The sequence below is a fragment of the Mycobacterium sp. THU-M104 genome (assembly GCF_049197365.1).
Lineage (GTDB): Bacteria > Actinomycetota > Actinomycetes > Mycobacteriales > Mycobacteriaceae > Mycobacterium.
Genome location: NZ_JBMIOP010000285.1, coordinates 1 through 26,396, shown reverse-complemented (window position 1 = coordinate 26,396; position 26,396 = coordinate 1). Strand labels below are relative to the sequence as shown.

The window sequence follows — 26,396 nt, the reverse complement described above, 5'->3', positions numbered from 1 at the left end:
ACCGGTCGGGACGCCGATTGGGATCCGTGCCGTTCGGGTAGCCGTTCGTTCCGAAAGCCCTGTGTGAACGGCTGACACCGAACGGCCGAAGAGGAGAGGGTGAGATGACGGAGCGTCACACCACCACGGATGCCGGAATTGCCGCACCCAGCGACGACCAGTCGCTGACCATCGGGCCCGACGGCCCGATCCTGCTGCAGGACCACTACCTGATCGAACAGATGGCGATGTTCAACCGGGAGCGAATCCCGGAACGCCAGCCGCACGCCAAGGGCGGTGGTGCCTTCGGTCATTTCAGGGTGACCAACGACGTCAGCCAGTACACGCGGGCGGCGGTGTTCCAGCCGGGCACCGAGACCGAGATGCTGGCCCGGTTCTCCACCGTCGCCGGCGAGCGGGGCAGCCCGGACACCTGGCGGGATCCGCGGGGTTTTTCGCTGAAGTTCTACACCAGCGAGGGCAACTTCGACATGGTCGGCAACAACACGCCGGTCTTCTTCATGCGCGACCCGCTGAAGTTCCAGCACTTCATCCGGTCCCAGAAACGCATGCAGGCCACCAACCTGCGGGACCACAACATGCAGTGGGACTTCTGGAGCCTGTCTCCGGAGTCTGCGCACCAGGTGACCTGGCTGATGGGAGACCGGGGGATCCCGAAGACGTGGCGCAACATGAACGGCTACAGCAGCCACACCTACAGCTGGATCAATGCGGCCGGCGAGATCTTCTGGGTGAAGTACCACTTCATCACCGATCAGGGCATCGAATTCCTGACTCAGCAGGAGGCCGACCGGCTGGCCGGCGAGGACGGCGACTACCACACGCGTGACCTCTACGAGGCCATCGAGCGCGGCGAGCATCCGAGCTGGACGTTGAAGATGCAGCTCATGCCCTACGAGGAGGCCCGCAACTACCGGTTCAACCCGTTCGACCTGACCAAGGTGTGGCCGCACAGCGACTACCCGCTGATCGACGTCGGCACGATGACGCTGGACCGCAACGTCACCGACTACCACACCGAGATCGAGCAGGCCGCCTTCGAGCCGAACAACACCGTGCCCGGCACCGGCCTGAGCCCGGACAAGATGCTGCAGGCCCGCGGCTTCTCCTACTCCGACGCGCACCGCGCCCGGCTGGGGACCAACTACCGGCAGATCCCGGTCAACACCCCCAGGGTGGAGGTGAACAGCTACTCCAAGGACGGCGCCATGCGGGTGCACAACGCCTCCGACCCGGTCTACGCGCCGAACTCCTACGGCGGGCCGCAGGCGGACCCGGCGCGCGCCGCCGAGGTGCGCTGGCACGCCGACGGGGACATGGTTCGCTCCGCCTACACCCTGCACGCCGAGGACGACGACTGGGCCCAGGCCGGCGCCCTGGTCCGCGATGTGCTGGATGACGAGGCGCGGGAGCGCATGGCGCACAACGTCATCGGCCACGTCTGCAAGGGCGTCACAGAGCCGGTGCTGTCCCGGGTGTTCGAGTACTGGCGCAACGTCGACCCCGACCTCGGTAAGAAGGTCGAGGAAGGGGTTCGGGCCAAGCTGGGCTGAGTTTCGCCTGGCATGATCGGCTGCATGACCATGCTGGTTGCCGCGGTGGTCCGGACCGTCGGGGCGCTCGGCGCTGTCGGGGTCGTCGGGGTCGTCGGCCAGGTGATCGGCGGCTCCGTCGCGGTCGCCGTGCCCTCCGAGCCGGGGGTGGTGTCCTATGCGGTGCTGGGCAAGGGGTCGGTCGGCAATGTCATCGGCGCGCCGATGGGCTGGGAGTCGGTCTTCGCCGAGCCTTTCCAGGCCTTCTGGGTGGATCTGCCCGCCTGCAACAACTGGGCCGACATCGGGCTTCCCGAGGTCTACGACGACCCGGACCTGGCGTCGTTCAACGGGGCCGTCACCCAGACGTCGGCCACCGACCAAACCCACTACGCCAAGCAGGCGGTCGGGGTGTTCGCCACCGACAGCGCGGCGACCAGGGCTTTCCGCCGGCTGGTGGACCGCACCACGGGGTGCTCGGGACAGACCACGGCGATGCACCTCGACGACGGGTCCACCCAGGTCTGGTCCTTCGCCGGTGGGCCGCCGACCGCCACCGACGCGGACTGGACGAAGCAGGAGGCCGACACCGATCGCCGATGTTTCGACCAGACCCGGCTGCTCCAGAACGTGGTGCTGCAGGCCAAGGTCTGCCAATCCGGCAACGCGGGGCCCGCGGTCAACGTGCTCGCCGGGGCGATGCAGAACGCGCTGGGGCAATGAATGCGAAAAGGTGGTAACACGGTAGGCCGGGCGGTGAAAAGGAGCGAAAGCGGGAATATGTCTGCACGGTCCGGAAGATGAAATGGTCGTGGTTGTCGTCCGATAGCTGATGCGAGCGAGCGGTCCGCAGGGGCCCGGAGGGATCGGGATATGACGTTCGCCGGTACCACCGGCGTGGCCTCGCAGCTCGCGTCGGCCTGCCCGGTCGAAGCCGAGATGGCCGATTCGTCGGCCGTCGCCCGCTACATCGCCGACAGCTGCCTGGCCGACGGCTCGCTGGGGCGGGTCGGTCTCGAGGTGGAGGCGCACTGCCACGACCCGACCGATCCGCACCGAAGGCCGGGCTGGGACGAGATCCTCGAGGTGCTCGAGTTCCTGCCGGCCCTGCCCGGCGCCAGCTCGGTCACCGTCGAACCCGGCGGCGCGGTCGAGCTGTCAGGACCACCCGCCGGCGGTGCGGTACCGGCCATCAACGCCATGCACAGCGACCAGGCCGTGCTGCGGGCGGCCTTCGCCGACGCCGGGCTCGGGCTGGTCTATCTCGGGGCGGACCCGTTGCGGCCCCCCGAGCGCATCAATCCCGGGGCGCGCTACCGCGCCATGGAGCAGTTCTTCGCCGCCGACGGCTTCCGGGACGTCGGTGCGGCGATGATGACGTCGACCGCCTCGGTCCAGGTCAACCTGGACGCCGGCCCGCGGTCCGGGTGGGCGCAGCGGGTGCGGCTGGCCCACGCGCTGGGGCCGACCATGATCGCGATCGCGGGCAACTCGCCGATGCTGGGCGGGGAGCTGTCCGGCTGGTCGTCCACCCGTCAGCGGGTCTGGGGTCGGATGGATTCCGCGCGTTGCGGGCCGGTGCTGGGGGCCAGCTGTGAGGAGCCCGGCCCCGAATGGGCGAACTACGCGCTCAACGCGCCGGTGATGCTGGTGAACGACCCCGAGGCCGTCGCCGTCACTCACTACGTGCCCTTCACCGACTGGGTGGACGGCCGAGTGCTGCTCGGCGACCGCCGCCCGACGATCGCCGACCTGGAATACCACCTGACCACGCTGTTCCCGCCGGTACGCCCGCGCCGTTGGCTGGAGATCCGCTACCTGGACAGCCTGCCGGACGCGTTCTGGCCCGCCGTGGTGTTCACGTTGGTGGCACTGCTCGACGACCCGGCTACGGCCGCCTCCGCCGCCGACGCGGTCGAACCCGTGGCCACCGCCTGGGACACCGCGGCGCGGGTCGGGCTGCGTGATCGCCGGCTCTACACGGCGGCCAACACCTGCGTGGCGCTGGCCGCCGAGCGGGCACCGGCCGAACTCGCCGAACCGATGCAGCGGTTGGCCCGCGCCGTCGAGCAGGGCCGTTGCCCCGCCGACGACTTCTGCGAGCAGGTGAGCCGACATGGCGCGGTGCCCGCGGTCGCGCGGCTGGCGCAGGGGGGACCGTGATTTCCCGGGAACGGATCGCCGACGATCTGGCGCGGGCACGGGCGCGGACGTTGCTCCTCGTCGACCTCGACGACGACGAGCTGTGCCGGCAGTACGACCCCCTGATGAGCCCGCTGGTGTGGGACCTGGCGCACATCGGGCAGCAGGAGGAGCTGTGGCTGCTGCGGGGCGGTGACCCCACCCGGCCGTCGATGCTGCCGCCGGCCGTCGAGGGCCTCTACGACGCGTTCATACATTCCCGCGCCAGCCGTGCCGACCTGCCGCTGTTGTCCCCGGCGCAGTCCCGCTCCTATTGCCACACGGTGCGCTCGGCGGTGCTCGACGCCCTGGAAGTGTTACCCGACGAGGGCCCCCTGGGTGAGCGGGGCTTCGTCTACGGCATGGTGGTCAGCCACGAGAACCAGCACGACGAGACCATGCTGCAGGCGCTGAACCTGCGCGCCGGCGCCCCGCTGCTGCCCGACACCGCGGCGGTGCCGGCCGGACGGCCCGGTCTGGCCGGCACGTCGGTGCTGGTGCCCGCCGGCCCGTTCGTGCTGGGGACCGACGCCGCGGCCGAACCGTTCTCCCTGGACAACGAGCGTCCCGGCCACGTCGTCGACCTGCCGGCATTCCGCATCGGCACCGTCCCCGTCACCAACGGCGAATGGCGGCATTTCCTCGACGACGGCGGCTACCGCGAGCCGCGGTGGTGGTCGCCGCGCGGCTGGGAGTATCGCCTGAGCGCGGGCCTGACCGCGCCGCAGTTCTGGAGCGCCGACGGCGCGACCCGTACCCGGTTCGGCCGCGTGGAGGACATCCCGGCCGACGAGCCCGTCCAGCACGTCACCTACTTCGAGGCCGCGGCCTATGCGGCGTGGGCCGGCGCCCGGTTGCCCAGCGAGATGGAGTGGGAGAAGGCCTGCGCGTGGGACCCGTCGACGGGGACGCGCCGGCGCTACCCGTGGGGTGAACAGCAGCCCTCTCCCGACCTGGCCAACCTGGGCGGGACGACGCTGCGCCCGGCGCCCGTCGGCGCCTATCCGGGCGGCGCCTCGGCGTACGGGGCCGAGCAGCTGCTCGGCGACGTCTGGGAGTGGACTTCCTCCCCGCTGCGGGGATGGCCGGGGTTCGTCCCGATGGTCTACCAGCGGTACTCGCAACCGTTCTTCTTTCGTGACTATCGCGTGCTGCGCGGCGGGTCGTGGGCCGTGGAGCCGGGGATCGTGCGGCCCAGCTTCCGCAACTGGGATCACCCCTACCGGCGCCAGATCTTCGCCGGCGTCCGGCTGGCCTGGTCCGTCGGCGAGTCCGCCTGATGTGCCGTCACCTCGGCTGGCTGGGCGCCGGTGTCACGGTGTCCTCGCTGGTGCTCGACCCGCCGCACGGCCTGCGGGTGCAGTCCTACGCCCCGCGCCGCCAAAAGCACTGCCTGATGAACGCCGACGGGTGGGGGGTCGGCTTCTTCGACGGCTCGCCCGAAGGCGGGGCGCCGCGGCGCTGGCGCAGCGCGGCGCCGCTGTGGGGTGATGTCTCGTTCGCCTCGGTCGCGCCGGCGCTGCGCAGTCACTGCGTTGTCGCCGCGGTGCGCTCGGCGACTGTCGGTATGCCCATCGAGGCCAGCTCGACTGCGCCGTTCACCGACGGGCGGTGGCTGCTGTCGCACAACGGCCTCGTCGACCGCACCGTGCTGCCACCGGCTCCTTCGGCCGAATCCGCCTGCGACAGCGCGTTGTTGGCGGCCGTCATCTTTGCGCGCGGGCTCGACACCCTGGGCGAGACGATCGCCGAGATTGGGGGTACCGACCCGGCGGCGCGGCTCAATGTGCTGGCCGCCGACGGGTTCCGGCTGCTGGCGACGACGTGGAACGAGACGCTGTCCATCCTGCGCCGCGACGACGGCGTGGTGCTGGCCAGCGAACCCTACGACGACGACGGGGAGTGGGAGGACGTGCCGGACCACCACCTCGTCGAAGTCACTTCCGAGCGGGTGACGTTCACCGCGCTGGACAACCCGAAAGGATCGTGATGACGCTGTCGCTGTCCAACCATTTGGCCGCCGACTCGGTGTACCACGCGTTGCGCCGCGACGTGTCGGACGGCCTGCGGAGAACGCCGAAAAGCCTGCCGCCCAAGTGGTTCTACGATCCGCTGGGCAGCGAGCTGTTCGACCAGATCACCCGCCTGCCCGAGTACTACCCCACGCGTGCCGAGGCGGAGATCCTGCGGGACCGGGCGGCCGAGATCGCGTCGGTCAGCGAGGCGGACACCCTGGTCGAACTGGGCAGCGGGACCTCGGAGAAGACCCGCACGCTGCTCAGCGCGCTGCACGGGCGCGGCTCGCTGCGCAGGTTCGTGCCGTTCGACGTCGACGCCAGTATGCTCTCCACCGCCGCGGAGGCCATCCAGCGCGAATACCCGGGCGTCGAGATCCGGGCAGTGTGCGGCGATTTCGAGGAGCACCTGTGCGAGATCCCCGACGGCGGCCGGCGCCTGTTCGTGTTCCTCGGGTCCACGATCGGCAACCTCACTCCCGGGCCGCGCCGGGAGTTTATGGCCAGCTTGGCCGCGGTGATGGCGCCTGGGGACAGCCTGCTGCTTGGCACCGACCTGGTCAAGGACACGGGCCGGCTGGTGCGCGCCTACGACGACTCCGCCGGGGTGACGGCCCGGTTCAACCGCAACGTGCTCGCGGTGATCAACCGCGAACTCGACGCCGACTTCGACGTCGACGCCTTTGCGCACGTCGCCCGCTGGAACGCGCGCGAGGAGCGCATCGAGATGTGGCTGCGCGCCGATCGCGCCCAGCGGGTGCGGGTCGGCGCCATCGAGTTGACCGTGCACTTGGCCGCCGGAGAGGAGATGCTCACCGAGGTGTCGTGCAAGTTCCGGCCCGACGGCGTGAGCGCCGAACTGGTCCGCGCCGGGCTGCACCCAACTCGCTGGTGGACCGACACCGCGGGCGACTTCGGGCTCTCGCTGGCCGTGCTGTGACGCACGGCGATGCGCTCGCCGACCGGTGGCGGTCGGCCCGCCCGCCGGCGGCCGGGCTGCACCTGGACAGCGCGGCCTGCTCGCGCCAAAGCCTCGCGGTGATCGACGCCGCCGCCCGGCACGCCCGGCACGAGGCCGAGGTCGGCGGTTATGTCGCGGCCGAGGCCGCCGCGCCGGTGCTCGACGCCGGGCGGGTCGCCGTCGCGGCCCTGAGCGGCATGCCCGACGCCGAAGTCGTCTACACCACCGGGGCACTGCACGCGCTGGATCTCCTGCTGGGCAGCTGGCCGAGGGGCCCGGCGGGCCGAAAAACCGCGGCGTGCCTGCTCGGCGAATACGGGTCCAACCTGGCCGCGATGGCCGCCCACGGGTTCGAGCGCCGGCTGTTGCCGACGCTCGGCGATGGCCGGCTGGCGCTCGACGACGCGGCGTTCGCTCTGGAGGAAGACCGGCCCGATCTGGTGCACCTGACCGCGGTGGGCAGCCACAGCGGTGTGGTGCAGCCGGTGTCGATGGTCGCGCAGCTGTGCGCGGAGCTGAGCCTGCCGCTGGTCGTGGATGCCGCTCAGGCGCTGGGCCAGATCGATTGCGCGGTGGGAGCCGACGTCACGTATTCGACGTCGCGCAAGTGGATCGCCGGGCCGCGCGGGGTGGGTTTCCTGGCGGTACGCCGCGACCTGATGGAGCGCTTGCGCCCCAGGCTGGGGCCACCGCAGTGGGCGCCCCCGCTGAGCGTGGCACGCCAGCTGGAGTTCGGTGAGGCGAACGTCGCCGCGCAGGTGGGATTTTCGCTTGCTGTCGGTGAGTTTCTCGGGTTCGGGCCACCGGCTGTGCGCGCGCGTCTGGCCGAACTCGGCAGGCTCAGCCGGACCGCGCTGGCCGACGTCCCGGGGTGGGTCGTGGTCGAAGCGGTCGACGAGCCGTCGGCGATCACCACCCTGGCCCCGCTCGACGGCGCCGACCCGCAGGAGGTGCGGGACTGGCTGCTGACCCGGCGGCGGATCCTGACCACCTGCGTCGGCGTGCAGCGGGCGCCGCTGGAGCTCTCGGGGCCGCGCCTGCGCATCTCGCCGCATGTGGACACCAGCCCGACGGACCTGGAGACATTCGCCGAGGCGCTGATCGCGGCAACGGCCGCCACCGCGTAGTTGCGCCCGCTCTGTGCGCGGTGAGCAGGTAGGCGGGCGGTCCAGCATCGAGCACCGAACTAGTGGTCTCGCCCGTAAGTTCGTCGGGGGTTGTTACCAGACGCCGCTGGTGCCGAGTCTGCGCTGGCGGCGTCGAGCTTGTGCTCAGCGCTAATTTTTTCGCGTTTCGGCGCTGCCACCGCAGTCTCGACACCCCAGCGAACGGGCCCGACGGATTAACGACCGCGACCACTAGTCTTCCCAGGTGTGCACCGGCTCGTTGGCGTGCATGTGCGCGCAGTAGCGCCGCAGCATCCCGGCCAGGGCCGCGGTTCTGGTCATCCCGCTCTGCTGCAAGGCGCGCACAGTCGCGACCTGCCACGTCGCGCCGTTGCGGCCGGTCGCGGCGCGGCCCTCGATGACGCCGAGGAAGCGGTCGCGCACCCCGGCGTCGACCCCCCAGCGCCGCAGCCCCTCGTGGGCCAGGGGCAGCAGCGTGTCCAGCACCAGCCGCGACGCTGTCACCTCGCCTACGCCGGGCCAGTGCAGCCGCGCGGCCATGCCGCGCTGCGCCGCCTCCAGGAAGTTCGCCTGTGCCGCGGCGAAACTCATGTCTTCCCACAGCGGCTGCTCGGCTTCCGAGAGGCTGCGCAGTGCCCCGTAGTAGAACGCCGCGTTCGCCAGCATGTCGATGACGGTCGGGCCGGCCGGCAACACCCGGTTCTCCAGCCGCAGATGCGGGTGGACGGCGCCGTCGGTTTCCGGCACGTCGTAGACCGGGCGGTTCCATCGGTACACGGTCCCGTTGTGCAGGCGCAGTTCGGACAGATGGGGGACGCGGCCGGCGGCCAGCTCGGCGACGGGGTCCTCCTCGGACACCTCGGGCAGCAGCGAGGGGAAGTAGCGGATGTTCTCCCGGTAGAGGTCCAGCACCGAGGTGATCCAGCGCTCGCCGAACCAGACCCGCGGCCGTACGCCTCGGGTCTTGAGCTGCTCAGAGCGGGTGTCGGTGGACTGCGCGAAAAGCTCGATGCGGGTTTCCGCCCACAGCCGATGGCCGAAGAAATAGGGCGAATTGGCAGCCAGCGCCAGCTGCGGGCCGGCCAGCATCTGGGCGGCGTTCCAGTTGGCCGCGAACGCTTCGGGGGCCAGTTGCAGATGCAATTGCACGCTGGTGCATGCGGATTCGGGTGCGATGGAGCGGGCATTCCAGCTCAGTGGCTCCGGCCCGGAGATGTCGATCTGGATGTCCTCGCCCCGGGCGTTGAAAATCGAGTCGTTGAGTGCTGCGTAGCGCCGTGACTCGCTCATCCAGTTGTCCCGCAGGTGCTCGGGCATCAGGGTGGGCAGGATCCCGATCATCACGATGTGCGCCCCGCCGCGGTTTGCCTTGTTCTCGGCGGTGTTGAGGCCGGACCGTACCTCGGCCTCGAGGTTCGAGGCGGTGCGTCCCGCCAGCGCCCGGGGCGGAACGTTGAATTCGATGTTGTAGGCGCCCAATTCGCTCTGGAAGGCAGGGTCGGCGATGGCGGCCAGCACGGAGCGGTTCGACATGGCGGGCTGGTAGTCGGCGTCGATGAGGTTGCACTCGATCTCCATGCCGGTCAGCGGCCGTTCCGAGTCGAAGTTCGACCGCGCGAGCATCGTCTCGAAAACATCCAGGCACCGCCGCACCTTGCGTCGGTATTCCCGCCTGTGGATGCGGCTATACGTGGTGCGTTTGACCTCTTCGCCCACATCGCCGATGGAACAGGCTTACCGGCGCGGGCGCAAGGGCGCGGGGTTTAGCGGCATGTTCGCTGCCCGGCCGACCAGCGGGTGGGCCATGATGGAGGGGCCGCGAGGTGTCACCGTTCACGCGACAGGAGTGCCGTTGCCCGAGTTCATCGCCGCCATCGACCAGGGCACCACCAGCACCCGGTGCATGATCTTCGATCACCACGGTGCCGAACTGGCCTGCCATCAGCTCGAGCACGAGCAGCTACTGCCCCGCGCCGGCTGGGTGGAGCACAACCCGATCGAGATCTGGGAACGCACCGCCTCGGTGTTGATGACGGCCCTCAACGCCGCTGGCCTGTCATCGAAAGACATTGCTGCGCTTGGCATCACGAATCAACGCGAAACTACGCTGGTGTGGGACCGGCGCACCGGGCGGCCGTACTACAACGCGATCGTGTGGCAGGACACGCGCACCGACCGCATCGCGTCGGCGCTGGACCGCGACGGTCGCGGCGAGGTGATCCGCCGCAAGGCGGGTCTGCCGCCGGCGACGTACTTCTCCGGCGGGAAGCTGCAGTGGATCCTGGAGAACGTCGACGGGGTGCGCGAGGCGGCCGAGAGGGGCGACGCCCTGTTCGGCACCGCCGACACCTGGGTGTTGTGGAATCTGACCGGCGGGACGCGGGGTGGGGTGCACGTCACCGACGTGACCAACGCCAGCCGGACCATGCTGATGGACCTGGAGACCCTGGACTGGGACGACGAGCTGCTGTCGTTGTTCTCGGTGCCGCGCGCGATGCTCCCGACGATCGCGCCGTCGTCACCGCGGCAGCCGTACGGCGTCACGACGGAGCTCGGACCGCTCGCCGGCGAGGTGCCGATCACCGGAATGCTGGGCGACCAGCACGCGGCGATGGTCGGCCAGGTGTGCCTGCAGCCGGGTGAGGTGAAAAACACCTACGGGACCGGCAATTTCCTGCTGCTCAACACGGGCGAGACGATCGTGCGTTCCGGCAACGGCCTGCTCACCACCGTCTGCTACCAGTTCGGGGACGCCAAACCCGTTTATGCCCTGGAGGGTTCGATCGCGGTCACCGGTTCGGCCGTGCAGTGGATGCGCGACCAGTTGGGGATCATCGGCGGCGCGGCGCAAAGCGAACTGCTGGCCCGCCAGGTGCCCGACAACGGTGGGGTGTATTTCGTGCCGGCGTTCTCCGGGTTGTTCGCCCCGTACTGGCGCTCCGATGCCCGCGGCGCGATCGTGGGTCTGTCCCGGTTCAACACCGCCGCGCACCTGGCCCGTGCGACGCTGGAGGCGATCTGCTACCAGAGCCGCGACGTGGCCGATGCCATGCAAGCCGATTCCGGTGTGCCCCTGGAAGTTCTCAAGGTCGACGGGGGTATCACCGCCAACGACCTGTGTATGCAGATCCAGGCCGACGTGCTGGGCGTGGACGTGGTGCGGCCGGTGGTCACCGAGACCACCGCGCTGGGTGCGGCCTACGCGGCGGGCCTGTCGGCCGGCTTCTGGGCGGGCCCCGACGAGCTGCGGGCCAACTGGCGGGAGGGCAGGCGCTGGACGCCGTCCTGGGACGCCGACCGGCGCGCCGCCGCGTACGCGGGCTGGCGCAAGGCGGTCCAGCGGAGCCTGGACTGGGTCGACGTGTCGTGAGCGTCTCGGTCCAGGCTCCGCCGGCGCCCGGTCAGTCCTCGCCGAGGATGCCGTAGATCTCGCGGCGCGTGTTGTTGAGGATCTCGACGATGCGCTGCTGCTGTTCGGCGGTGGCGGCGTGCGCGGATTGCGCTACCGCACCGAACAACTGGTGCACGGCCGCCCGCAGCTGCAGATGACCCGGGTCGGCGCCTTCGGCGACCTCGTCCCATGGCGGGGTCTCGATCTTCCCGGCGGCCGCACGGCCCTCGTCGGTCAGTGCGAAAAGCTTCTTGCTGCCGGCGGTTTCGCTCGCGGCGATCAGTCCCTCGTCGTCGAGCATCTGCAGAGTCGGGTAGACCGATCCGGGGCTGGGCTTCCATATCCCGTTGCTGCGCTCGGCGATCTGCTGGATCATCTCGTAGCCATGCATGGGCCGTTCGGTCAGCAGCACCAGGATGGCTGCCCGGACGTCCCCGCGCCGTCCCCGGCCGGGGCCGCGACGGCGGCCGCCGCGCCACGCGCCCGGTCCGAAACCGACGCCTGGTCCGAATCCGGGGCCGACGCCCGGTCCGAATCCGGGGCCGACGCCCATCGGGCCGTCATGGTCGCCGGCGTGGTCGCGCCGGTGCTCGAAAAACTCGTGCCGGGCGTGGCGCCTGGCCCCGCGCAGGGCGCGCCGTGCAACGGGGCCTGGCGCCATGCCGAATCCGAAGCCGGGTTGGTCCCCGAATGCTGCGCCGGGGGTAGTGAAGGGGTTGCTCATTTGTGGTCCTTACGTCTGTGTGATGGTGCGCCGTTGCTCGACGCCTTCGAAGCATCACGATATATCGGAATGTATCGCGATGCAACAGTCAAATGGTTGGCGTCGCGGGGAGTGGTCGCTCGTGTGATCGGCGTGACCGGAGCGGGCCCGCGGCGTTGAGCCGCCGGGCAATCGGGCTCGGCCGACAGCACGTAGCACAATTTATGCTACCTTGGGGTGTGCAACGGATCGGGATCCGAGAACTCAGGCAAAACGCCAGCGCATGGGTGGCACGAGCCCAAAGCGGAGAAACCATCGAAATCGCCAACCACGGCCGCCTTGTCGCCCGCCTAGTCCCTGTCGACGCCGCCGACACCGACCGCGAAGCCCTCATTGCCGCAGGCCGGCTCACCCCCGCCGCCGAGCGTGGCACGCTGTTCGACGGCGCCGATCTGCTCGAACTCGCCGATCAAACCACCCCGTCGATATCGGAAGTCCTGCACCAGCAGCGACGTGACCGATGATCTATCTCGACACCTCGGCAATGGTGAAACTCGTTGTCCGGGAACACGAGTCAGACGACCTAATCGAATGGCTCAACGACGTCACCGACGACGATCGGCCAGCCCGCGCCACCCGTGGCGTGCGCGCCTCCCGAGTCGACTGCTGCACCGCCCAGATCGGTTGCATCGAACTCATGCGCGCCGCAGTGCGCATCGACGACGCCGCACTGTCAACTCCCCGAACCGTCGACGAAGTGCCGTCAGTCGAGGGTGACGCCGTCATGGCAGCCCGCAGAATCCTCGACAAGGTCGACACGCTGTTGATGACACCCGAGATCGCCGCACTGGCCCAGACGATCCCGCCATCCGAACTCCGAACCCTCGACGCCATCCACTTCGCCACGGTTCTGGTCAACAAATCCAGCGTGACCATCGTGTGCGCGTACGACCGACGCTTCATCGCCGCCTGCGACGAGCACGACCTCGACGTCATCGCGCCCGGAACCAATCGAGGGCGGTGACCGTTGGCGGCCGCGGGGAAGCGGTGATAGATCGCGGTGCGCCCGATGCCGGCCTGCGCCGCGAGCCTGGCCATCGTGATCGCGTCGAAGCTGAACTGGGCCATCAGCGCGCTGAAAGCGTCGACGATGCGCTGCTGGACCTGCGCGCGGTGCTCCTTCGACGGACGAGGCGCCGATCTTGGGCTGGTGGCGACTCTAACCGCGCGGGCCGCCGCCACCACGGTCACGCGACGGCCACTGGCGCGACCCGGCGCCCGCCGGCGGACCGTACCCCCACGGCGGCGCTGGTGGGCCGTATCCCCACGGTGGTGGTTGTGGCAGCGGCGGCCCCGTCGGGCGCAGACGCACGAGGTCGCGGCGGTGCCGCTCGGCCAGGACCGCGGCCAGCACCAGCTCCGGCGGCGCGCCGGGCGGGGGCGGCGGCGCGATGCGCGACACGACGTCACCGGCGATCCGGTAGGCCATCTGCTGGCGCAGGCCCCGGTCGAGTTGGTGTGCCCGGGAAAGGAATTGACGGGCAACTTCGGACCGCCCGAAGTCCAGCCCCGACAGTTGCAGTGACGACGCCCACCACGCCAGCGACGGCGGCATCGCCGGTGGTGGCGCCATTCGCGGCCCGCGCTCGCTGACGACCACGGTGCCGGCGAAGATGTCACCGATGCGCTTGGCCCGCGGCGAGAGGATGCTGCAGATCACGGCGGGACTGCCGGCCAGCATCCAGATCTCGACCACCGACGCCAGCGCACGAAACAGGGCCTGCCGGAACCGTTCTGGGCCCCCGTCGTCGGACACTACCCGCAGGCCCATCACGATCTTGCCGACAGACCTTCCCCGCGTGGCGGTTTCGAAGATCAGGGGATACCCGACGATCACCAGCACCGTGAACACGATCAGGATGGCGGCGGTCAACGCGCTGTCGAACTCGGTCAGGGTGGCGGCCCACAGCAGCAGCCCCAGCACGTAGCAGGCGAAGATCACCGCGATGTCGATCAGCGCGCTCACGGCCCGAACGGGCAACTGGGCGATCTGCACGTCGAGCACCACGGCGTCCCCGGTCACCACCTCCGACATAACACCGAACGGTACCCTGCCGAGGGTGGACGTCGACGCATTCGTGCTGACCCATCGCGCGACCTGGGACAGGCTGGAACAGCTGGTGAAGGGTCGCCGGTCGCTGACCGGCGCACAGGTCGACGAACTCGTCGAGCTCTATCAGCGGGTGTCCACCCACCTGTCGATCCTGCGCTCGGTGTCCTCGGACTCGGTGCTGACCGGCCGGCTGTCGAGTCTGGTGGCACGCGCACGTTCCGTGGTGACCGGTGCGCATGCGCCGCTGAGCAAGACGCTCGTCCGGTTCTGGACGGTGTCCTTCCCGGTGGCCGCCTACCGCACCTGGCGGTGGTGGCTGGGCACGGCGGTGGTGTTCGTCGCCGTCGTGGCCGCCATCGCGCTGTGGGTGTCGGTGAACCCGGAGGTACAGTCCGCGGTCGGAACGCCCAGCGAGGTCGACGAATTGGTCAACCACGACGTCGCCTCCTACTACCGTGCGCACCCCGCGGCGGCGTTCGCGCTGCAGGTGTGGGTGAACAACTCCTGGGTTTCCGCGCAGTGCATCGCATTGTCGGTGCTGCTGGGCCTGCCGATTCCGATCGTGCTGTTCAAGAACGCCGCCAATGTCGGGCTGATCGCCGGCCTGATGTTCAACGCGGGCAAGGGCGGTGTCCTGGTCGGACTGCTGGCCCCGCACGGGCTGCTGGAGCTCACCGCGGTGTTTTTGGCGGGGGCGGCGGGGATGCGGCTGGGCTGGTCGGTGATCTCGCCCGGGGACCGCCCGCGCACCCAGGTGCTGGCCGAGCAGGGCCGTGCCGTCATGGCGGTCGCCGTGGGGCTGGTGGCGGTGCTGCTGGTGTCCGGGCTCATCGAGGCGCTGGTGACGCCGTCGCCGCTGCCGACGGTGGTCCGGGTCGGCATCGGCGTGCTGGCCGAGGCGGCGTTCCTGTTCTACGTGGTGTACTTCGGCCGCCGCGCGGCCAAGGCCGGGGAATCCGGCGACATCGAGGACGCTCCGGACGTGGTCCCGACGAGCTAGTAGTCGTGCCCGTTGATTCGTCGGGCCTGTTCGCTGAGGTGCCGAGACTGCGGTGGCGGCGACGTCGAGGCGAAAAAGGTAGCGCTGAACGCAGTCTCGACGCCGTCAGCGCAGACTCGGCACCAGCGGCGTCTGGCAATAACCCCCGACGAACTTACGAACGAGACCACTAGCGCCGGCCGGTCCGGGCCCGAGGGCCGCGAAGACTACAGCCGCCCGGTCGCCTTCATCGCCAGGTAGCGGTCGGCGAGGGCGGGCGCCAGCTCGGCGGGGACGGCGTCGACGACCTCCACCCCGGCGCCGCGCAGCCGCGCGGCGACGGTGCGCCGCTCGTTGCGGGAGTACTCGGCGGCTGCGGCGTCGTAGACCGCGGCCGCGTCGGCGCGCCCGGCGGCCATCTGGTCGACGCGGGGGTCGGCGACCGCCGCGACCAGTAGGTGGTGACGGGCCGAGAGCGTGCCCAGCACCGGCAGCAGCCCCTCCTCGAGGGCGGTCGCGTTGAGGTCGGTCAGCAGCACCACCAACGACTGGCGTCGGCTGCGCCGAACCAGGGCTGAGGCCGTTGCGCGCCAATCGGTTTCGACCAGCGCGGGTTGCAGAGGGGCCATCGCCTCGACCAGCTGGGCGAGCAGTTCGGTGCGGGAGGCGCCGAACACCGCGGCCCGGCTCACCTGGTCGTGGGCGAGGAAGTCGACGTGGTCGCCGGCCCGCGCCGCGAGCGCAGCGAGCAGCAGGGCGGCGTCCATGGCCCAGTCCAGGCGGGGCCAGCCGGTGGGGCCGGCGTCGGGATCGCACGACGTCGGGTCGACGCCGACGCGGCCGGCCGCCGTGCGCCCGGTGTCGAGCACGAGCACCACCCGGCGTTCGCGTTCGGGCCGCCAGGTGCGGACCACCACGTCGGCGCGGCGCGCGGTGGCGCGCCAGTCGATCGAGCGGACGTCGTCGCCGACGACATATTCGCGCAGCGAATCGAATTCGGTTCCCTGCCCGCGGATCAGCGTGGGCAGCAACCCCTCCATCTCGCGCAGCCTGGCCAGGCGCGACGGCAGATGCTTGCGGGACAAAAACGGCGGGAGCACCCGGACCCGGCCGGGTACCGGCCGCGAGGCCTGCCGTCCGGCCAGCCCCAGCGGCCCGATCGAGCGGGCCGTGACGGTCGCCGCACGCTGGTCGCCGCGCCGCACCGGCCGCAGGCGGGTCTGGATTCGCAGCTGCTGGCCGGCCCCGAGGGTGACCGGATGGATGCGCGGCTGCGCACGAGCGCTGGGCGGCCAGGCATCGCGGATCTGCCCGCGAAACCGCCGGCGGCTCTCGTTGCGCACCGTCAGCACCACGTCCACCTCCTGACCGAGTCGCACCGCGCTGTCCGGCGAGCGGGTGTACCCGATCCCGCGGATCCCCGTCGCCAGCCCGACGTCGACGGCCACCGCGGCGCCCAGCGACGCCAGCAGGACCACGAAAGTCTGTGCCGGCCAAGGGGACACCGCGATCGGCAGGGCGCACAGCAGCGCGACCAGGCCGCTTCGTCCGGTCAGGACCACTAGCGGGGCACCGGGACCGAGGCCAGGATTCCGTCGAGGACGCCGTCAGCGGTGGCCCCTTCCAGTTCGGCTTCCGGACGCAGCATGAGGCGGTGCCGCAGCGTCGAGCGGGCCATGGCTTTGACGTCGTCGGGGGTGACATAGTCGCGGCCGGACAGCCACGCCCAGGAACGCGCGGTCGCCAGCAGGGCCGTCGCCCCCCGCGGCGACACGCCCAGCTGCAGGGCGGGGGAGGTGCGGGTGGCCCCGACGATGTCGACGATGTAGCCCAGCACCTCGTCGGCGACCCGCACCCGTTGCACAGCCTGGCGTCCGGCGGCCAGTTCGGCGGGCCCGGCCACCGGCGTGATCGCCGACAGGTCATGGGGATCGAAGCCGTGCGCGTGCCGGTGCAGGATGACGACCTCGGCGTCGCGCGGCGGCAGCGTGACGTTCAGCTTGAGCAGGAAACGATCCAGCTGCGCCTCGGGCAGCTGGTAGGTGCCCTCGTATTCGACCGGGTTCTGGGTGGCGGCGACGATGAACGGGTCGGGCAGCGGTTTGGGCTCGCCGTCCACGCTGACCTGACGCTCCTCCATCGCCTCCAGCAGCGCCGCCTGGGTCTTGGGCGGGGTGCGGTTGATCTCGTCGGCCAGCAGCAGGTTGGTGAACACCGGGCCCGGCCGGAACACGAACGCGGCGGTGCGCGCGTCGTAGACCAGCGAACCGGTGACGTCGCCGGGCATCAGGTCGGGGGTGAACTGGACGCGCTTGAACTCCAGTCGCAGTGCGGCCGCCAACGCCCGCACCAGCAGCGTCTTCGCGACTCCCGGAACGCCCTCCAGCAGGACGTGGCCGCGGCACAGCAGCGCGATCACCAGCCCGCTGACCACCCCTTCCTGTCCGACGACGGCTTTGGCCAGCTCCGCACGCAACGCCAGCAGCGCCTCTCGGGCCGAGTCAGCGGCGGGGTTCGATGGTGTCACGATCTGGTGGCCTGCCTTTCGATGTCGTCCAGTGCACGGGCAAGTTGTAGCAGGTCGTCGTCGGTGGCCGGGGGTGGGCCGTAGAGCAGGTAGGAGACCAGCCCGGCGTCGGCGCGGCTGCGTTGCGCGACGGCCGCCGCCACCACCGTCGGCGCCGCCGCGCCCGCGCCCAGGCCGAGCCGGGGCAGCAGTCGCTGCATCGTGGCGGCCCGCAGCGCCGCGGCCGCACGGTCGCGGGCCCGGTGCGACCGGTAGAGCCGGGCGCGGCCCTCGACGGTCTCCGACGCGCGCACCACCACCGGGAGCTCCTCGGCCACCAGCGGGCCCGGCCGGCGCCCCTTCCAGAACGCGACCAGCGTCACCACCAGGAACAGCTGCCACACCAGCCACGTCACGTTGGGCGGAATCAGGCCGAACAGTGATGTGGTGGCGGAGTTCTCGCCCTCGGTGTGCTGCGGTGCGTACCAGATGAGGCGTGGCCGGTCGCCCGCGAGGTTCATCGCCAGCGCGGCGTTACCCGCCTGCAGCAGGCCGCCGTTGGTCATGAAGTCGGTACTGCCCACTGCGGTGACGGCCCGGCCGTGGTCCCGGTAGCGGATCAGCACCCCGCCGTAGCAACTTCGCACAGCCCGGTCGTCGTCGGCGCGGTAGCTGTCGCTCGGCCCGAAGCGCACGCTTCCCGCCCGGTCGGCCTCTCGCAGGGTGCAATCCGGGCTGCTGTCGAAACCTTTCGGCGCGGACGTCTTGCGCACGCCGGGCAGCAGCGCCTCGCGGGTCCGCGCCGTCGGCTTGACCAGCAGCAGATCTCCTGGTGCACCGGCCAGTTCGTCCAGTACCGGGTCGGTCAGGTATTGGCTCTGTGCCACCAGGATCAGCGTGGTGGGGCGGGCCGCCCGTTCGACGTCGGCGATGGAGGAAGCCACGATCACCTCGACGCCGTTGTCGCGCAGCAGCGTCACCAGGGCATGGGCACCGTCGGGTGCGGTCGATGCCGGGTCCATCCGGGCTCCGGAGCGTGGTGCGCCCAGGTAGGCGCCGACGCCGGCGAGGACCGCGACGGCGAGCAGCGTCAGCGCCACCGCGCGCCAGGTGCGCCGGCGCTGCGCCGGGCCACCGGCGGCCGCCGTCACCGGACCTGCGCCCAGGGCTCGACGGTGCCGACGGGCGCCGCCGCCGCGGCGGGCGAGCGCGACAACAGGTGCTCGTCGAGGTCGGCGATCACCTGGTACTCCGGCTGGGTCCCGGGCCGCTCGCCGTAGGTGACGTCGTTGAAAGTCCGTGCTGCCTCTGATAATTCGCCGGAAAGGTGCGACAGTGCGAGGCCCGCGTCCCGGGCCAGCTCGGTGGCGGTCCGGCCGGGGGCCGCATCGAGCACCCCCGCCTCCTCGAGCTGGCGGGCCACCGCACGCAGCCGGTGCCGGATCGCTGCGGCCCAATCACCTTGCACGGCAAGACTTTCGGCGGTGGCGCGGTGCTGTGCCGCGGTGAGCTGGGTTGTCTCGAACAGTGCGGCCTCACCGCGGCGGGTGCGCAACGTGCGACGCGCGAGGCGGACGGTGACCACCACCGCGACGGTCAGCAGGATGAACAGCGCCGCGGCGGTGAACCAGCCGCCAGGCAGGGACGCCGTCTTCTCCAGCAGCCGGTACAGCTGTTCGCTGACCCAGTCGGAGAGCTGCTGCAGCGGCGAACCCCGCGAATAGGCGGGCTTGTCCAGTTCGGCCTGCGCGGCCCGGTGTGCGGCATCGCGGTCGATGTCGATGGAAGGCACTGTCGGATGATCCTAGCTCGGCCTCACAGGGGCCGGGTCAGCCAGAGGTTGTCGGTGGAGGCGACAGCATAGGGGCCGCCGGCGGCCCCGGTCTGCAGCACCAGGTCGAAAGCCTCGGCGCGCATGCGTCGGTCGGTGTAGAGCAGCACGACGACCCCGGCGTTGAACGGGGCGGTGACGATCTGGCCGATCGCCGACCCGACGGCGGTCAGCGCGGTACCCAGGACCAAAGCGGCGGTGGACGAGCTGAGGCCCAGCATCAGCTGGCCAGCGATGCTCAGCGGCGCAGCGATCGCGTTCGCGACGACGGTCGCCACGATGAACGTCAGCGTCCGGATGCCCAGCACCCGCCAGAAGCCGTTGCGGACCAGCGCGAAGGATCGGCTCACGGCGTCGATGACGGGCAGCCGCTCCAGCACGATCAGCACCGGCGCGAACAGCACCACCGTGTACAGATAGACCAGCAGTGCCAGGACGCCGAGCAGCAGCGGGAACCCGAACAGGACGGTGGCGGCCCCGCCGCCGACTGCGGTCAGGGCGGCGACCGCGACCGCCACCAGGCCGCCGAGAGCGGCCACCGCGGCGGCCTCCAGCAGCGCCAGGCCCAGCAGCGGGAGCAGCCGCCCGCGGATCTTGGCCCAGGTTTCGTCGATGGTGATGGTCGACCCGAAGACCGCGCGCCCGACGATCACGGTCAGCATCCCCGACAGCAGCATGCCGCCCAGCCAGGTGATCAGCAGGCCGGCAGCCACCGACGCCAGGACAGCGCCCACCACCGCCGAGCTCAGCTCGCCCGCCCGGCGGCCGTCGACGTCGCCGAGGGCCACCCGGGGCGCCAGGGTGGCGACCATCGTGACGATCTGCATGAGCACGACCACCATCGCGGTCAGCCCCAGCACGGCCCTCGGGTTGGCGCGGATGAAGCCGACCGCCCCGTTGAAGATCTCGCTCAGGGTCAACGGCCGCAGCGGGATGATCCCGGGTTTGACGGCCGACGGCCGGCCGTACTGCGGGCCGTAGCCGTAGGGGGACGGGCCATAACCGTAGGGCGAGTTGTACTGCGGCGGGCCGTAGCCGTAGAACGGGCCGTACTGCGGGGGGCCGTAGCCGTAAGGGGAGCCGGGCGGGGGGCCGTAGCCGGGCGGGGGCGGGGCCGGATAGCCGGGCTGGGGCGCGTTCACCAAGTCCGGCGGCTTTCGGAGCCGAGGCGGTCGCCGCGGCCGGGACCGTCGTTCGTCATGGCCTCCATCCTGTCGGTGGCCGGACCATTTCTCAATCTCGGTGTCTCGATCTCCCCGATTGCCGTGGCGCGTACCGTTCCAGGAATGTCCGAACTCAAGGCCCGGATCCGGGCGGACCTGACCCAGGCGATGAAGACGCGGGACAAGTTGCGCACCGCGACGCTGCGCATGGTGCTGGCCGCGATCCAGACCGAGGAGGTCTCCGGCAAGCAGGCCAAAGACCTCACCGACGACGACGTGGTCAAGGTGCTCGCCAGGGAGTCCCGCAAGCGCGGTGAGGCCGCCGAGATCTACACCCAGAACGGCCGCGGCGACCTGGCCGCCAACGAGCACGCCGAGGCCCGGGTCATCGACGAGTATCTGCCCACGCCGCTGACCGAGGCCGAGGTGGCCGACGTCGCCGACACGGCGATCGCCCAGGTCGCCGAGGAGATCGGGGAGCGCCCGGGCGCGAAGCAGATGGGGCTGGTGATGAAGGCGGCCACTGCGATCGCGGCGGGCAAGGCCGACGGCGCCCGCCTGTCGGCGGCGGTCAAAGAGCGCCTATGACGCGCGCCGCGGCGCCGCGTGCCGACCGCGCCGCCGCGACGACCCGCCGAAACTGCGGCGGCCGGTCGTCACCGCGGGCCGGTCGGCCGGCATCGAGGCGCTCCCGCTGCGGCACCACGACATACTTCGGGTCGCGGGTGGATTCGACCCCGGCTTCGAACACGCCGAAGCGCTGCAGCGCGCTGCCGGCCAGCAGCGCCAGCCCGGACAGCGCCGCGCCCGGGCGGTTGCGTCCGGCCACCAGCGCGCCCAGCGCCCCGCCGACGGTCAGGTACTCCGCCCCCTGGCGCAGCCGGTGGGCTTTGCCGCTGGTGTAGGCCTGCGCCGCTAGCCCGATGCGCCGCTCCAGCAGCCGCGACGCCGCGACCTCGAGCCCGGCTCCCAGGACGGCCAGGCGGCGGGCCGGGCCGGCCTCGTCGACCGGCGCCAGCAGCATCCCCAGCCCGCCGCCGCTGGCCGCGGCCGAACCGGTGAACACGAACGGCAGGTAGGGGTGCGCGGCGTTCCAGGCCGGGACGGCGGTCTGCGACAGCAGGACCGCGGTGTAGGACGCGACGCCGGGCGCGAGAGCGGCCGCCGACAGCCCGGCCGGGCGTGCCGAGGCGGCCAGCATCCGCCCGGGTGCGGACCGCCGCAGCCGCGGCGGCATCAGCTCCACGGCCCCGGCCAGCCCGGCGCCCGGTCCGTACGCGGACAGGATCCAGGTGCCCACGCTCATCGGCGAACTCGGCTTGGCGACCCGCAGCATGTGGTGGAACCGTTCCGGGCGACCCAGATCGGCCACCAGGAAGTACATGCTGGCGAGCAGGCCGGCCAGCGCCCCGACCCGCCCCGCGCGGCGCAGCTGCGGACGCCCGGTGAGGTCGGCCCCGGCCGCCAGCAGCGCCGACCCCCCCGATAGCCCGCCGGCGAACAGGTAGGCCGCGATCTTCCATTCCCACACCGGCGTCTTGAGCACCGCCCGGCCGTAGTAGGACCGGAATTCCGCGCGCGGCACGGCCAGTTCCTCGCGCCCGCCACCGCCCCGGCCACGCGGGCCGCCCGCGCCGTCGCGCTGATCCTTGGCCTCCTGCCGGCCGTGAACGTCCGGGATTCCGGGTGTGTCGCTCACGCGGCCCACCCGGAGTTGGCGCGAGCGTGATCGCCACGCGCGAGGCGCGGGACGACCGCTTGGCGGTTGCCGATGGCGCGGCCACCTGTGTCGCGGCCCGCCGCGGCCGCCTTGGTGCGCAGACGTTGTCCCGGTTCCGCGCAGTGGAGCTCCCGGATCACAACGGCCTGCTCCCGCGTCGGGTACAGCCGTCGACGGTGAGCCACGCCGACAACTTAACCGCAGGTGCCGACAGATGCGCACACGCGCTCACCCTAGCAACCGGTCTGTGTTCTCCGATCGCGGTTATCGGCGCAGCCGTAGTGTTGGTCACGCGCTTCACCCCGGCCTTGGGCATATGTTTCGACGCGGTATGAGCACCGGGATGCGCACGGCGACAAACCCGATGGGCTCGCCCCGCCATCAGTGCGCCCCGAGGGGACCGGTGGCCTGGATCCGTGGAGTGATCGCCGAGGTGATCGAAAGTAGGTAGCGCAGCGGGGCGATGGTTTGCAGCCAAGCGCCATCCACCGTGAGACGTCTGGGCGGTACTGTTCACCGCTCATCAGATGAGTATCGGCTAAATGGCATGCTAATTTTAGGCCATTAATCAGGCTAGTAGCCGCGTATGAGAAATGTGCCGCTCAGTGAAGCCAAGGACAAGCTCTCGGCGCTCGTCGAGGAAGCTGACACGACTCACGAAATCATCCAGATCACTCGGCACGGCCGTGTGGCGGCGGTCCTCATGTCCGCCGACGACCTGGAATCTTTGAACGAAACTTTGCACGCTCTGCGGTCACCGGGCCTGGTGGACGAGCTGCGCCAGGCCGACGCCGACTACGCCGCTGGTAACACCATCTCAGGTGAGGAACTGCGCAGGCGGTACGGGCTCAGGTGAGCGACCCGGACCCGTGGTCGGTCGAGCTGTCACCGGCGGCGATTCGCGCGTTGGAGCGCCTGCCGCACAAGGTGGCCGCAGCGATAGCCGAGTTCGTCACCACGACGTTGCGCCCCGACCCGTACCCCCTGTCCAAGCCCCTGCGGTTCGAACTCGAAGGCTGGCGCGTCGCGCACCGCGGCAGCTACCGCGTGACGTTTCGGACGCTGCCCGACGAACACACGCTCTATATCGGCCGCGTCGAACATCGCGCGCATGCCTATCGCGGCCACTAATTTGGCGCAGTGCTGCAGGAGTACGGACCGCGCCGCAGCGGCGGAGGTCAAGCTTGATCATGAAAGCGGCTGAACGTCGCTTTATCGCGTGTTGTAATCATGCCTTCTACGACCTGACCAGCAATAGGTCATGCGGCACCAATCAGATTTCCTCGCGCACGCGCTCCATGACGGGGCCTATCACCGGGTCGGCGCCCTCGTCGATGACCGGGTACGGACCGAAGAACCGCTCGCGCTGGGCTTTGGTCTTGACGAGCTGACCCAGCACCGAGCTGACCCAGCACTGAGTTCGAGCGTGCTTAAAAGTCTGGATGGCGTGGCCGCGACGCATTCGGGCGCTGCGACAGCGGCCGCGGCGGGCTGGGCCGTCACCACGGCGTCGGACGCATAGCAACCCGCGTTCGACGGCACCCCGGCGCCCGGCCCGTGGCATTCGGGTAGTGGCGGCCGTCGATCAGGAATCTCGGCCGCCCGTCGGTGCTCGGCCTGACGTACTGAGACAGCGAAGTATTCGTCGGCGACGGTGCGATCGGAGATGCGGGCGTAGGTCATCGTCATCGACATGGAGGTGTGCCCGCGCGGTGCTGCGATCGCTTCCAAGCTCATCCCGTCGCTGACACTGGTAACCAGCAATCTTTTGATCCTGCGAATGCCTGTTTCGGGATGGCGGGCGGTTCGGAGTATTTGTCATGGTTGGTGATCGCCTGCACGCGCCAGTTCGGCGACGTATCGGGTCCGGTCGCCGCTGGCGTCGCGTACCCAGCGGACGGCGGTGGTGAAGGCGAGGTTGAGCAGGTCGGCGAGCACGGCGGCGGGGTAGCTGGGGTGCGAGGCGGGTCATCGCGGAGCGTCGTCCGGGCTGGGCGCGGATACCGAGCGCGCGCAGGCGTTCCCTGGGGCGGGTGGCGGTCAGTGCCCGGGTGATATCGTTGATATCAAGAGGTTGGTGGGTATGGCTGATGTGTTGATCAGGGGATTATCGGACGCTGCGGTGGCGCACATCGATGCGTCCGCGAAGGCGCGCGGATTATCGCGGCAGGAGTATCTGCGGCGACGGTTCGAGACGGAGCGCTCAGAGGGGCAACCTCAAGGCAAGCTCACGCTCGAGGACATGCGTCGCGCCGCGGCCGCAGCAGCGGACCTCGATGACCCAGAGGTGATGGCGGGCGCGTGGCGATGACCACGTGGCTTATCGACAAGTCGGCCTATACCCGCATATCAGGCTCACCCGACGCCGAACTCTGGATCGACCGGATAGAACGCGGTCTCGTGCGAATGAGCACCGTCACCCGACTGGAGATCGGCTATTCCTTTCGCACCGCGGCACAAGCGCGTCTCGAGATCATCTCCCCGCCGCTGTCGCTAATGCCGGTGGAGCATTTAACGCCGGCCGCAGAAGATCGCGCCGTCGAGTTGCAGCTGCTGCTCGCGGATCACGGTCAGCATCGCGCACCGTCGATCCCCGACCTCCTGGTGGCCGCCTCCGCCGAAATCGGATCACTCACAGTTCTCGCCGTTGACAAAGACTTTGACTTGATCACGCGCATCTCTGGGCAAGCCATCGAATGGCTACGGCTGGCATAGGGACAGGCGGGGGCGTGAGCCGCCCCGCTCTGCCCGGCCGCCGCTGACGCCCTTCGGGGTTTCCCCTCTCCGCTCGTCGCCGATCCCGCGCCACCGCTCGTCGGTGTCCATGTCGTTCCGCCTCGCTGTGATCGGGGGTTGTCATGGACACTTCCCACGCGGGCAGCGCCAATGAGCAACAAGCAGGGAAGGGGACGGAAGGCGACAGCCATCCAACGTCTACCGGCGCCCATCAACAACCGGCCCCGGACCCACGGAAAGGTCCGGAGGGCCAGGTCAAAATTATTCTTCGGCGGGTCAGGCGAGACCAAGGTGCGTCGCGGCGGCAAGCACCGTCTCATCGCCCACCGACAGCACCCGCACACTGTCCACGCCCAAATCTGCTGTGGCGCGGTCGAATAGCGTGATCTGAATCCAGCTAGCCTCCAGAGCTGACCACCACCGCAGCCCTGCCGCAGTCGGGTGACGCTCATACTGGGCGATGGCATAAGCCTGTGTGACCGAGCGGCGATTGGTCGCCACAACGGACGGGCGCAGCGACTCTTCGACCAGCACCGCGGGCTCGTCGAGGTCGATGAGCGTCGCGTTGTGGGCAAGCTCCAGTTCTGCCAACGCGAGTTGTCGCCCGGAGCGGACAAGAAAGTCGGGATGGAGGTCACCGGTTCCGCGGAACGGCGCGAGCATCTCGGCGACGGCCGAAACGGGCGCCTCGGCCAGATAAAGGCAGCCGTAGCGATCCGGAGCGTCATGGCGCCCGCGACCCTGATGCTGCCTCGGTATCCACACAGCGTGGCCGGGCTCGCCCGGCCGCGCTGACGGATCCCACGGCAGCACGCGCCACAGTCTCAAGCGAAGCTACCGGCCTGCTCGTTGGCGATCGCGTCGAGTATTTCCCGGGTCTGTCCGCGGCGGACGAGATCGATCGGGCGCCGGCCTTCCAGGCTTGGGTTCATGCCGATGAGCCAGCGCTCAGCGGCGGCAGCTGAGTACAGGCGCAGCAGGTGGGCCATCACGAGGTCGAGCACGTCCACGCGGCTGGCATTGGCGTCATCGATTCCCTCGCCGCGGCGCCATCGGGTGACCTGGGCGGCATTGACACCGAGCAACTCGGCGAGTCGTCGCTGCGAGCCGAAGTCGCGGCTGAGTGCGGTGACCTTCTGTTGTGTCGACACCGGCATGAACCGAGAATAGCGCAACATAAAATGTTGCGCTGGTGGTCGGTAGCCGTTCCGCTCGGGCTGGCCGAATTATTGGGCGCAAGCCGCGCCATTTCTGGAACGGTGAGACGATCTCGAGTGTTGCCGGGCGCAGCCCGTCAGGCTGTCAGCGTCCGCGTCATCGCCGCGGCGATGATTTTCGTATCGCGCGTCGCGATGGTCAGATTCCGGCGCAGCGCCTGTGCGACGATGACGCGGTCGAACGGGTCCTTGTGTTCCCACGGTAGCCGGCCCGCCAGGAT

29 protein-coding genes and 1 pseudogene are annotated in these 26,396 nt (G+C 70.1%); 16 read left to right on the top strand and 14 right to left on the bottom strand.

All coding sequences use genetic code 11. The features are described 5' to 3' along the window. The first annotated feature begins 104 nt into the window (after positions 1-104). From ACOJVU_RS20535 to egtE, 7 genes are all read left to right on the top strand, one after another. Entirely contained in the window at positions 105-1,553 is a 1,449-nt protein-coding gene (locus tag ACOJVU_RS20535; protein WP_421531462.1) for a catalase, read from the top strand. A 24-nt stretch (positions 1,554-1,577) separates the two neighbouring features. Then, a complete protein-coding gene (locus tag ACOJVU_RS20530) occupies positions 1,578-2,255 on the top strand; it encodes a sensor domain-containing protein (protein WP_421531461.1) in 678 nt (225 codons plus the stop codon). 150 nt (positions 2,256-2,405) lie between these two features. Then, positions 2,406-3,695, top strand: coding sequence for an ergothioneine biosynthesis glutamate--cysteine ligase EgtA (gene egtA / locus ACOJVU_RS20525; RefSeq protein ID WP_421531460.1), 1,290 nt, complete (start codon positions 2,406-2,408; stop codon positions 3,693-3,695). Next, positions 3,692-4,993: an ergothioneine biosynthesis protein EgtB gene (gene egtB, locus ACOJVU_RS20520; RefSeq protein ID WP_421531459.1), complete on the top strand. Its 1,302-nt coding sequence runs from the start codon at positions 3,692-3,694 to the stop codon at positions 4,991-4,993. The genes egtA and egtB overlap by 4 nt, the downstream gene beginning before the upstream one ends. Continuing rightward, positions 4,993-5,703 carry an ergothioneine biosynthesis protein EgtC gene (gene egtC, locus ACOJVU_RS20515; protein ID WP_421531458.1) on the top strand — a complete coding sequence of 237 codons (711 nt, stop codon included), beginning with the start codon at positions 4,993-4,995 and terminating at the stop codon, positions 5,701-5,703. Before egtB ends, egtC begins: the two co-directional genes overlap by 1 nt. Then, a complete protein-coding gene (gene egtD / locus ACOJVU_RS20510; RefSeq protein WP_421531457.1) occupies positions 5,703-6,668 on the top strand; it encodes an L-histidine N(alpha)-methyltransferase in 966 nt (321 codons plus the stop codon). Before egtC ends, egtD begins: the two co-directional genes overlap by 1 nt. Beyond that, on the top strand, positions 6,665-7,816 hold the full coding sequence (gene egtE / locus ACOJVU_RS20505) for an ergothioneine biosynthesis PLP-dependent enzyme EgtE (RefSeq protein ID WP_421531456.1): 1,152 nt from the start codon (positions 6,665-6,667) through the stop codon (positions 7,814-7,816). The genes egtD and egtE overlap by 4 nt, the downstream gene beginning before the upstream one ends. A 231-nt stretch (positions 7,817-8,047) precedes the next feature. Here egtE and ACOJVU_RS20500 read toward each other — a convergent pair whose 3' ends face one another. Next, on the bottom strand, positions 8,048-9,532 hold the full coding sequence (locus ACOJVU_RS20500) for a glutamate-cysteine ligase family protein (protein ID WP_421531455.1): 1,485 nt from the start codon (positions 9,530-9,532) through the stop codon (positions 8,048-8,050). A 187-nt stretch (positions 9,533-9,719) separates the two neighbouring features. On the opposite strand from ACOJVU_RS20500, the gene glpK reads away from it, so the two are divergent. Then, positions 9,720-11,186, top strand: a complete 1,467-nt coding sequence (gene glpK / locus ACOJVU_RS20495; protein WP_421531476.1) for a glycerol kinase GlpK — start codon at positions 9,720-9,722, stop codon at positions 11,184-11,186. A 31-nt stretch (positions 11,187-11,217) separates the two neighbouring features. On the opposite strand, the gene ACOJVU_RS20490 is transcribed toward glpK, so the two are convergent. Further along, positions 11,218-11,931 carry a PadR family transcriptional regulator gene (locus ACOJVU_RS20490; protein ID WP_421531454.1) on the bottom strand — a complete coding sequence of 238 codons (714 nt, stop codon included), beginning with the start codon at positions 11,929-11,931 and terminating at the stop codon, positions 11,218-11,220. Positions 11,932-12,134: 203 nt separating this feature from the next. On the opposite strand from ACOJVU_RS20490, the gene ACOJVU_RS20485 reads away from it, so the two are divergent. Together ACOJVU_RS20485 and ACOJVU_RS20480 are read left to right on the top strand one after the other, a co-directional pair. Beyond that, positions 12,135-12,434: a type II toxin-antitoxin system Phd/YefM family antitoxin gene (locus ACOJVU_RS20485; RefSeq protein WP_421531475.1), complete on the top strand. Its 300-nt coding sequence runs from the start codon at positions 12,135-12,137 to the stop codon at positions 12,432-12,434. Next, positions 12,431-12,934, top strand: a complete 504-nt coding sequence (locus ACOJVU_RS20480) for a PIN domain-containing protein (protein ID WP_421531453.1) — start codon at positions 12,431-12,433, stop codon at positions 12,932-12,934. The genes ACOJVU_RS20485 and ACOJVU_RS20480 overlap by 4 nt, the downstream gene beginning before the upstream one ends. Positions 12,935-12,951: 17 nt before the next feature. Here ACOJVU_RS20480 and ACOJVU_RS20475 read toward each other — a convergent pair. Then, positions 12,952-13,111 (bottom strand): annotated as a pseudogene (locus ACOJVU_RS20475) (TetR family transcriptional regulator); the annotation flags it as partial. Positions 13,112-13,129: 18 nt separating this feature from the next. Next, a complete protein-coding gene (locus ACOJVU_RS20470; RefSeq protein WP_421531452.1) occupies positions 13,130-14,005 on the bottom strand; it encodes an RDD family protein in 876 nt (291 codons plus the stop codon). A 25-nt stretch (positions 14,006-14,030) separates the two neighbouring features. Between ACOJVU_RS20470 and ACOJVU_RS20465 the strand changes: the two genes are divergently transcribed. After that, a complete protein-coding gene (locus ACOJVU_RS20465; RefSeq protein WP_421531451.1) occupies positions 14,031-15,023 on the top strand; it encodes a stage II sporulation protein M in 993 nt (330 codons plus the stop codon). Positions 15,024-15,229: 206 nt separating this feature from the next. On the opposite strand, the gene ACOJVU_RS20460 is transcribed toward ACOJVU_RS20465, so the two are convergent. From ACOJVU_RS20460 to ACOJVU_RS20440, 5 genes are read right to left on the bottom strand one after another with little or no spacing between them, the layout of a single operon-like run. Further along, positions 15,230-16,564 carry a DUF58 domain-containing protein gene (locus tag ACOJVU_RS20460; RefSeq protein ID WP_421531450.1) on the bottom strand — a complete coding sequence of 445 codons (1,335 nt, stop codon included), beginning with the start codon at positions 16,562-16,564 and terminating at the stop codon, positions 15,230-15,232. Continuing rightward, positions 16,564-17,532: an AAA family ATPase gene (locus tag ACOJVU_RS20455; RefSeq protein ID WP_421531474.1), complete on the bottom strand. Its 969-nt coding sequence runs from the start codon at positions 17,530-17,532 to the stop codon at positions 16,564-16,566. Before ACOJVU_RS20455 ends, ACOJVU_RS20460 begins: the two co-directional genes overlap by 1 nt. Further along, positions 17,526-18,674: a DUF4350 domain-containing protein gene (locus ACOJVU_RS20450; protein ID WP_421531473.1), complete on the bottom strand. Its 1,149-nt coding sequence runs from the start codon at positions 18,672-18,674 to the stop codon at positions 17,526-17,528. The genes ACOJVU_RS20455 and ACOJVU_RS20450 overlap by 7 nt, the downstream gene beginning before the upstream one ends. After that, positions 18,656-19,300 carry a DUF4129 domain-containing protein gene (locus ACOJVU_RS20445; protein ID WP_421531449.1) on the bottom strand — a complete coding sequence of 215 codons (645 nt, stop codon included), beginning with the start codon at positions 19,298-19,300 and terminating at the stop codon, positions 18,656-18,658. The genes ACOJVU_RS20450 and ACOJVU_RS20445 overlap by 19 nt, the downstream gene beginning before the upstream one ends. Before the next feature lie 23 nt (positions 19,301-19,323). After that, complete coding sequence (locus ACOJVU_RS20440) at positions 19,324-20,481, bottom strand: hypothetical protein (RefSeq protein WP_421531448.1); 1,158 nt, start codon at positions 20,479-20,481, stop codon at positions 19,324-19,326. A gap of 144 nt (positions 20,482-20,625) precedes the next feature. Here ACOJVU_RS20440 and ACOJVU_RS20435 point away from each other — a divergent pair, with 144 nt between their 5' ends. Continuing rightward, positions 20,626-21,090: a GatB/YqeY domain-containing protein gene (locus tag ACOJVU_RS20435; RefSeq protein WP_421531472.1), complete on the top strand. Its 465-nt coding sequence runs from the start codon at positions 20,626-20,628 to the stop codon at positions 21,088-21,090. Here the strand turns inward: ACOJVU_RS20435 and nrfD are convergent. Next, a complete protein-coding gene (nrfD, locus tag ACOJVU_RS20430) occupies positions 21,074-22,093 on the bottom strand; it encodes an NrfD/PsrC family molybdoenzyme membrane anchor subunit (protein ID WP_421531471.1) in 1,020 nt (339 codons plus the stop codon). The genes ACOJVU_RS20435 and nrfD overlap by 17 nt on opposite strands. Positions 22,094-22,808: 715 nt before the next feature. On the opposite strand from nrfD, the gene ACOJVU_RS20425 reads away from it, so the two are divergent. Together ACOJVU_RS20425 and ACOJVU_RS20420 are read left to right on the top strand one after the other, a co-directional pair. After that, positions 22,809-23,078, top strand: a complete 270-nt coding sequence (locus ACOJVU_RS20425) for a type II toxin-antitoxin system Phd/YefM family antitoxin (protein ID WP_421531447.1) — start codon at positions 22,809-22,811, stop codon at positions 23,076-23,078. Beyond that, on the top strand, positions 23,075-23,353 hold the full coding sequence (locus ACOJVU_RS20420) for a type II toxin-antitoxin system RelE family toxin (protein WP_421531446.1): 279 nt from the start codon (positions 23,075-23,077) through the stop codon (positions 23,351-23,353). The genes ACOJVU_RS20425 and ACOJVU_RS20420 overlap by 4 nt, the downstream gene beginning before the upstream one ends. Before the next feature lie 142 nt (positions 23,354-23,495). On the opposite strand, the gene ACOJVU_RS20415 is transcribed toward ACOJVU_RS20420, so the two are convergent. Beyond that, positions 23,496-23,621, bottom strand: a complete 126-nt coding sequence (locus ACOJVU_RS20415) for a hypothetical protein (RefSeq protein ID WP_421531445.1) — start codon at positions 23,619-23,621, stop codon at positions 23,496-23,498. Positions 23,622-24,305: 684 nt separating this feature from the next. On the opposite strand from ACOJVU_RS20415, the gene ACOJVU_RS20410 reads away from it, so the two are divergent. After that, positions 24,306-24,533, top strand: a complete 228-nt coding sequence (locus tag ACOJVU_RS20410; RefSeq protein ID WP_421531444.1) for a hypothetical protein — start codon at positions 24,306-24,308, stop codon at positions 24,531-24,533. Next, positions 24,530-24,937 carry a PIN domain nuclease gene (locus tag ACOJVU_RS20405; protein WP_421531470.1) on the top strand — a complete coding sequence of 136 codons (408 nt, stop codon included), beginning with the start codon at positions 24,530-24,532 and terminating at the stop codon, positions 24,935-24,937. Before ACOJVU_RS20410 ends, ACOJVU_RS20405 begins: the two co-directional genes overlap by 4 nt. 297 nt (positions 24,938-25,234) lie before the next feature. On the opposite strand, the gene ACOJVU_RS20400 is transcribed toward ACOJVU_RS20405, so the two are convergent. The 3 genes from ACOJVU_RS20400 to ACOJVU_RS20390 form a co-directional block, all read right to left on the bottom strand. Further along, on the bottom strand, positions 25,235-25,771 hold the full coding sequence (locus tag ACOJVU_RS20400) for an RES domain-containing protein (RefSeq protein WP_421531443.1): 537 nt from the start codon (positions 25,769-25,771) through the stop codon (positions 25,235-25,237). A gap of 11 nt (positions 25,772-25,782) precedes the next feature. After that, the gene (locus tag ACOJVU_RS20395) at positions 25,783-26,115 is read right to left on the bottom strand and encodes a hypothetical protein (protein ID WP_421531442.1); all 333 of its coding nucleotides are present in this window, start codon (positions 26,113-26,115) and stop codon (positions 25,783-25,785) included. A 137-nt stretch (positions 26,116-26,252) separates the two neighbouring features. Further along, positions 26,253-26,393, bottom strand: a complete 141-nt coding sequence (locus tag ACOJVU_RS20390) for a PIN domain-containing protein (RefSeq protein ID WP_421531469.1) — start codon at positions 26,391-26,393, stop codon at positions 26,253-26,255. Positions 26,394-26,396 lie beyond the last annotated feature (3 nt).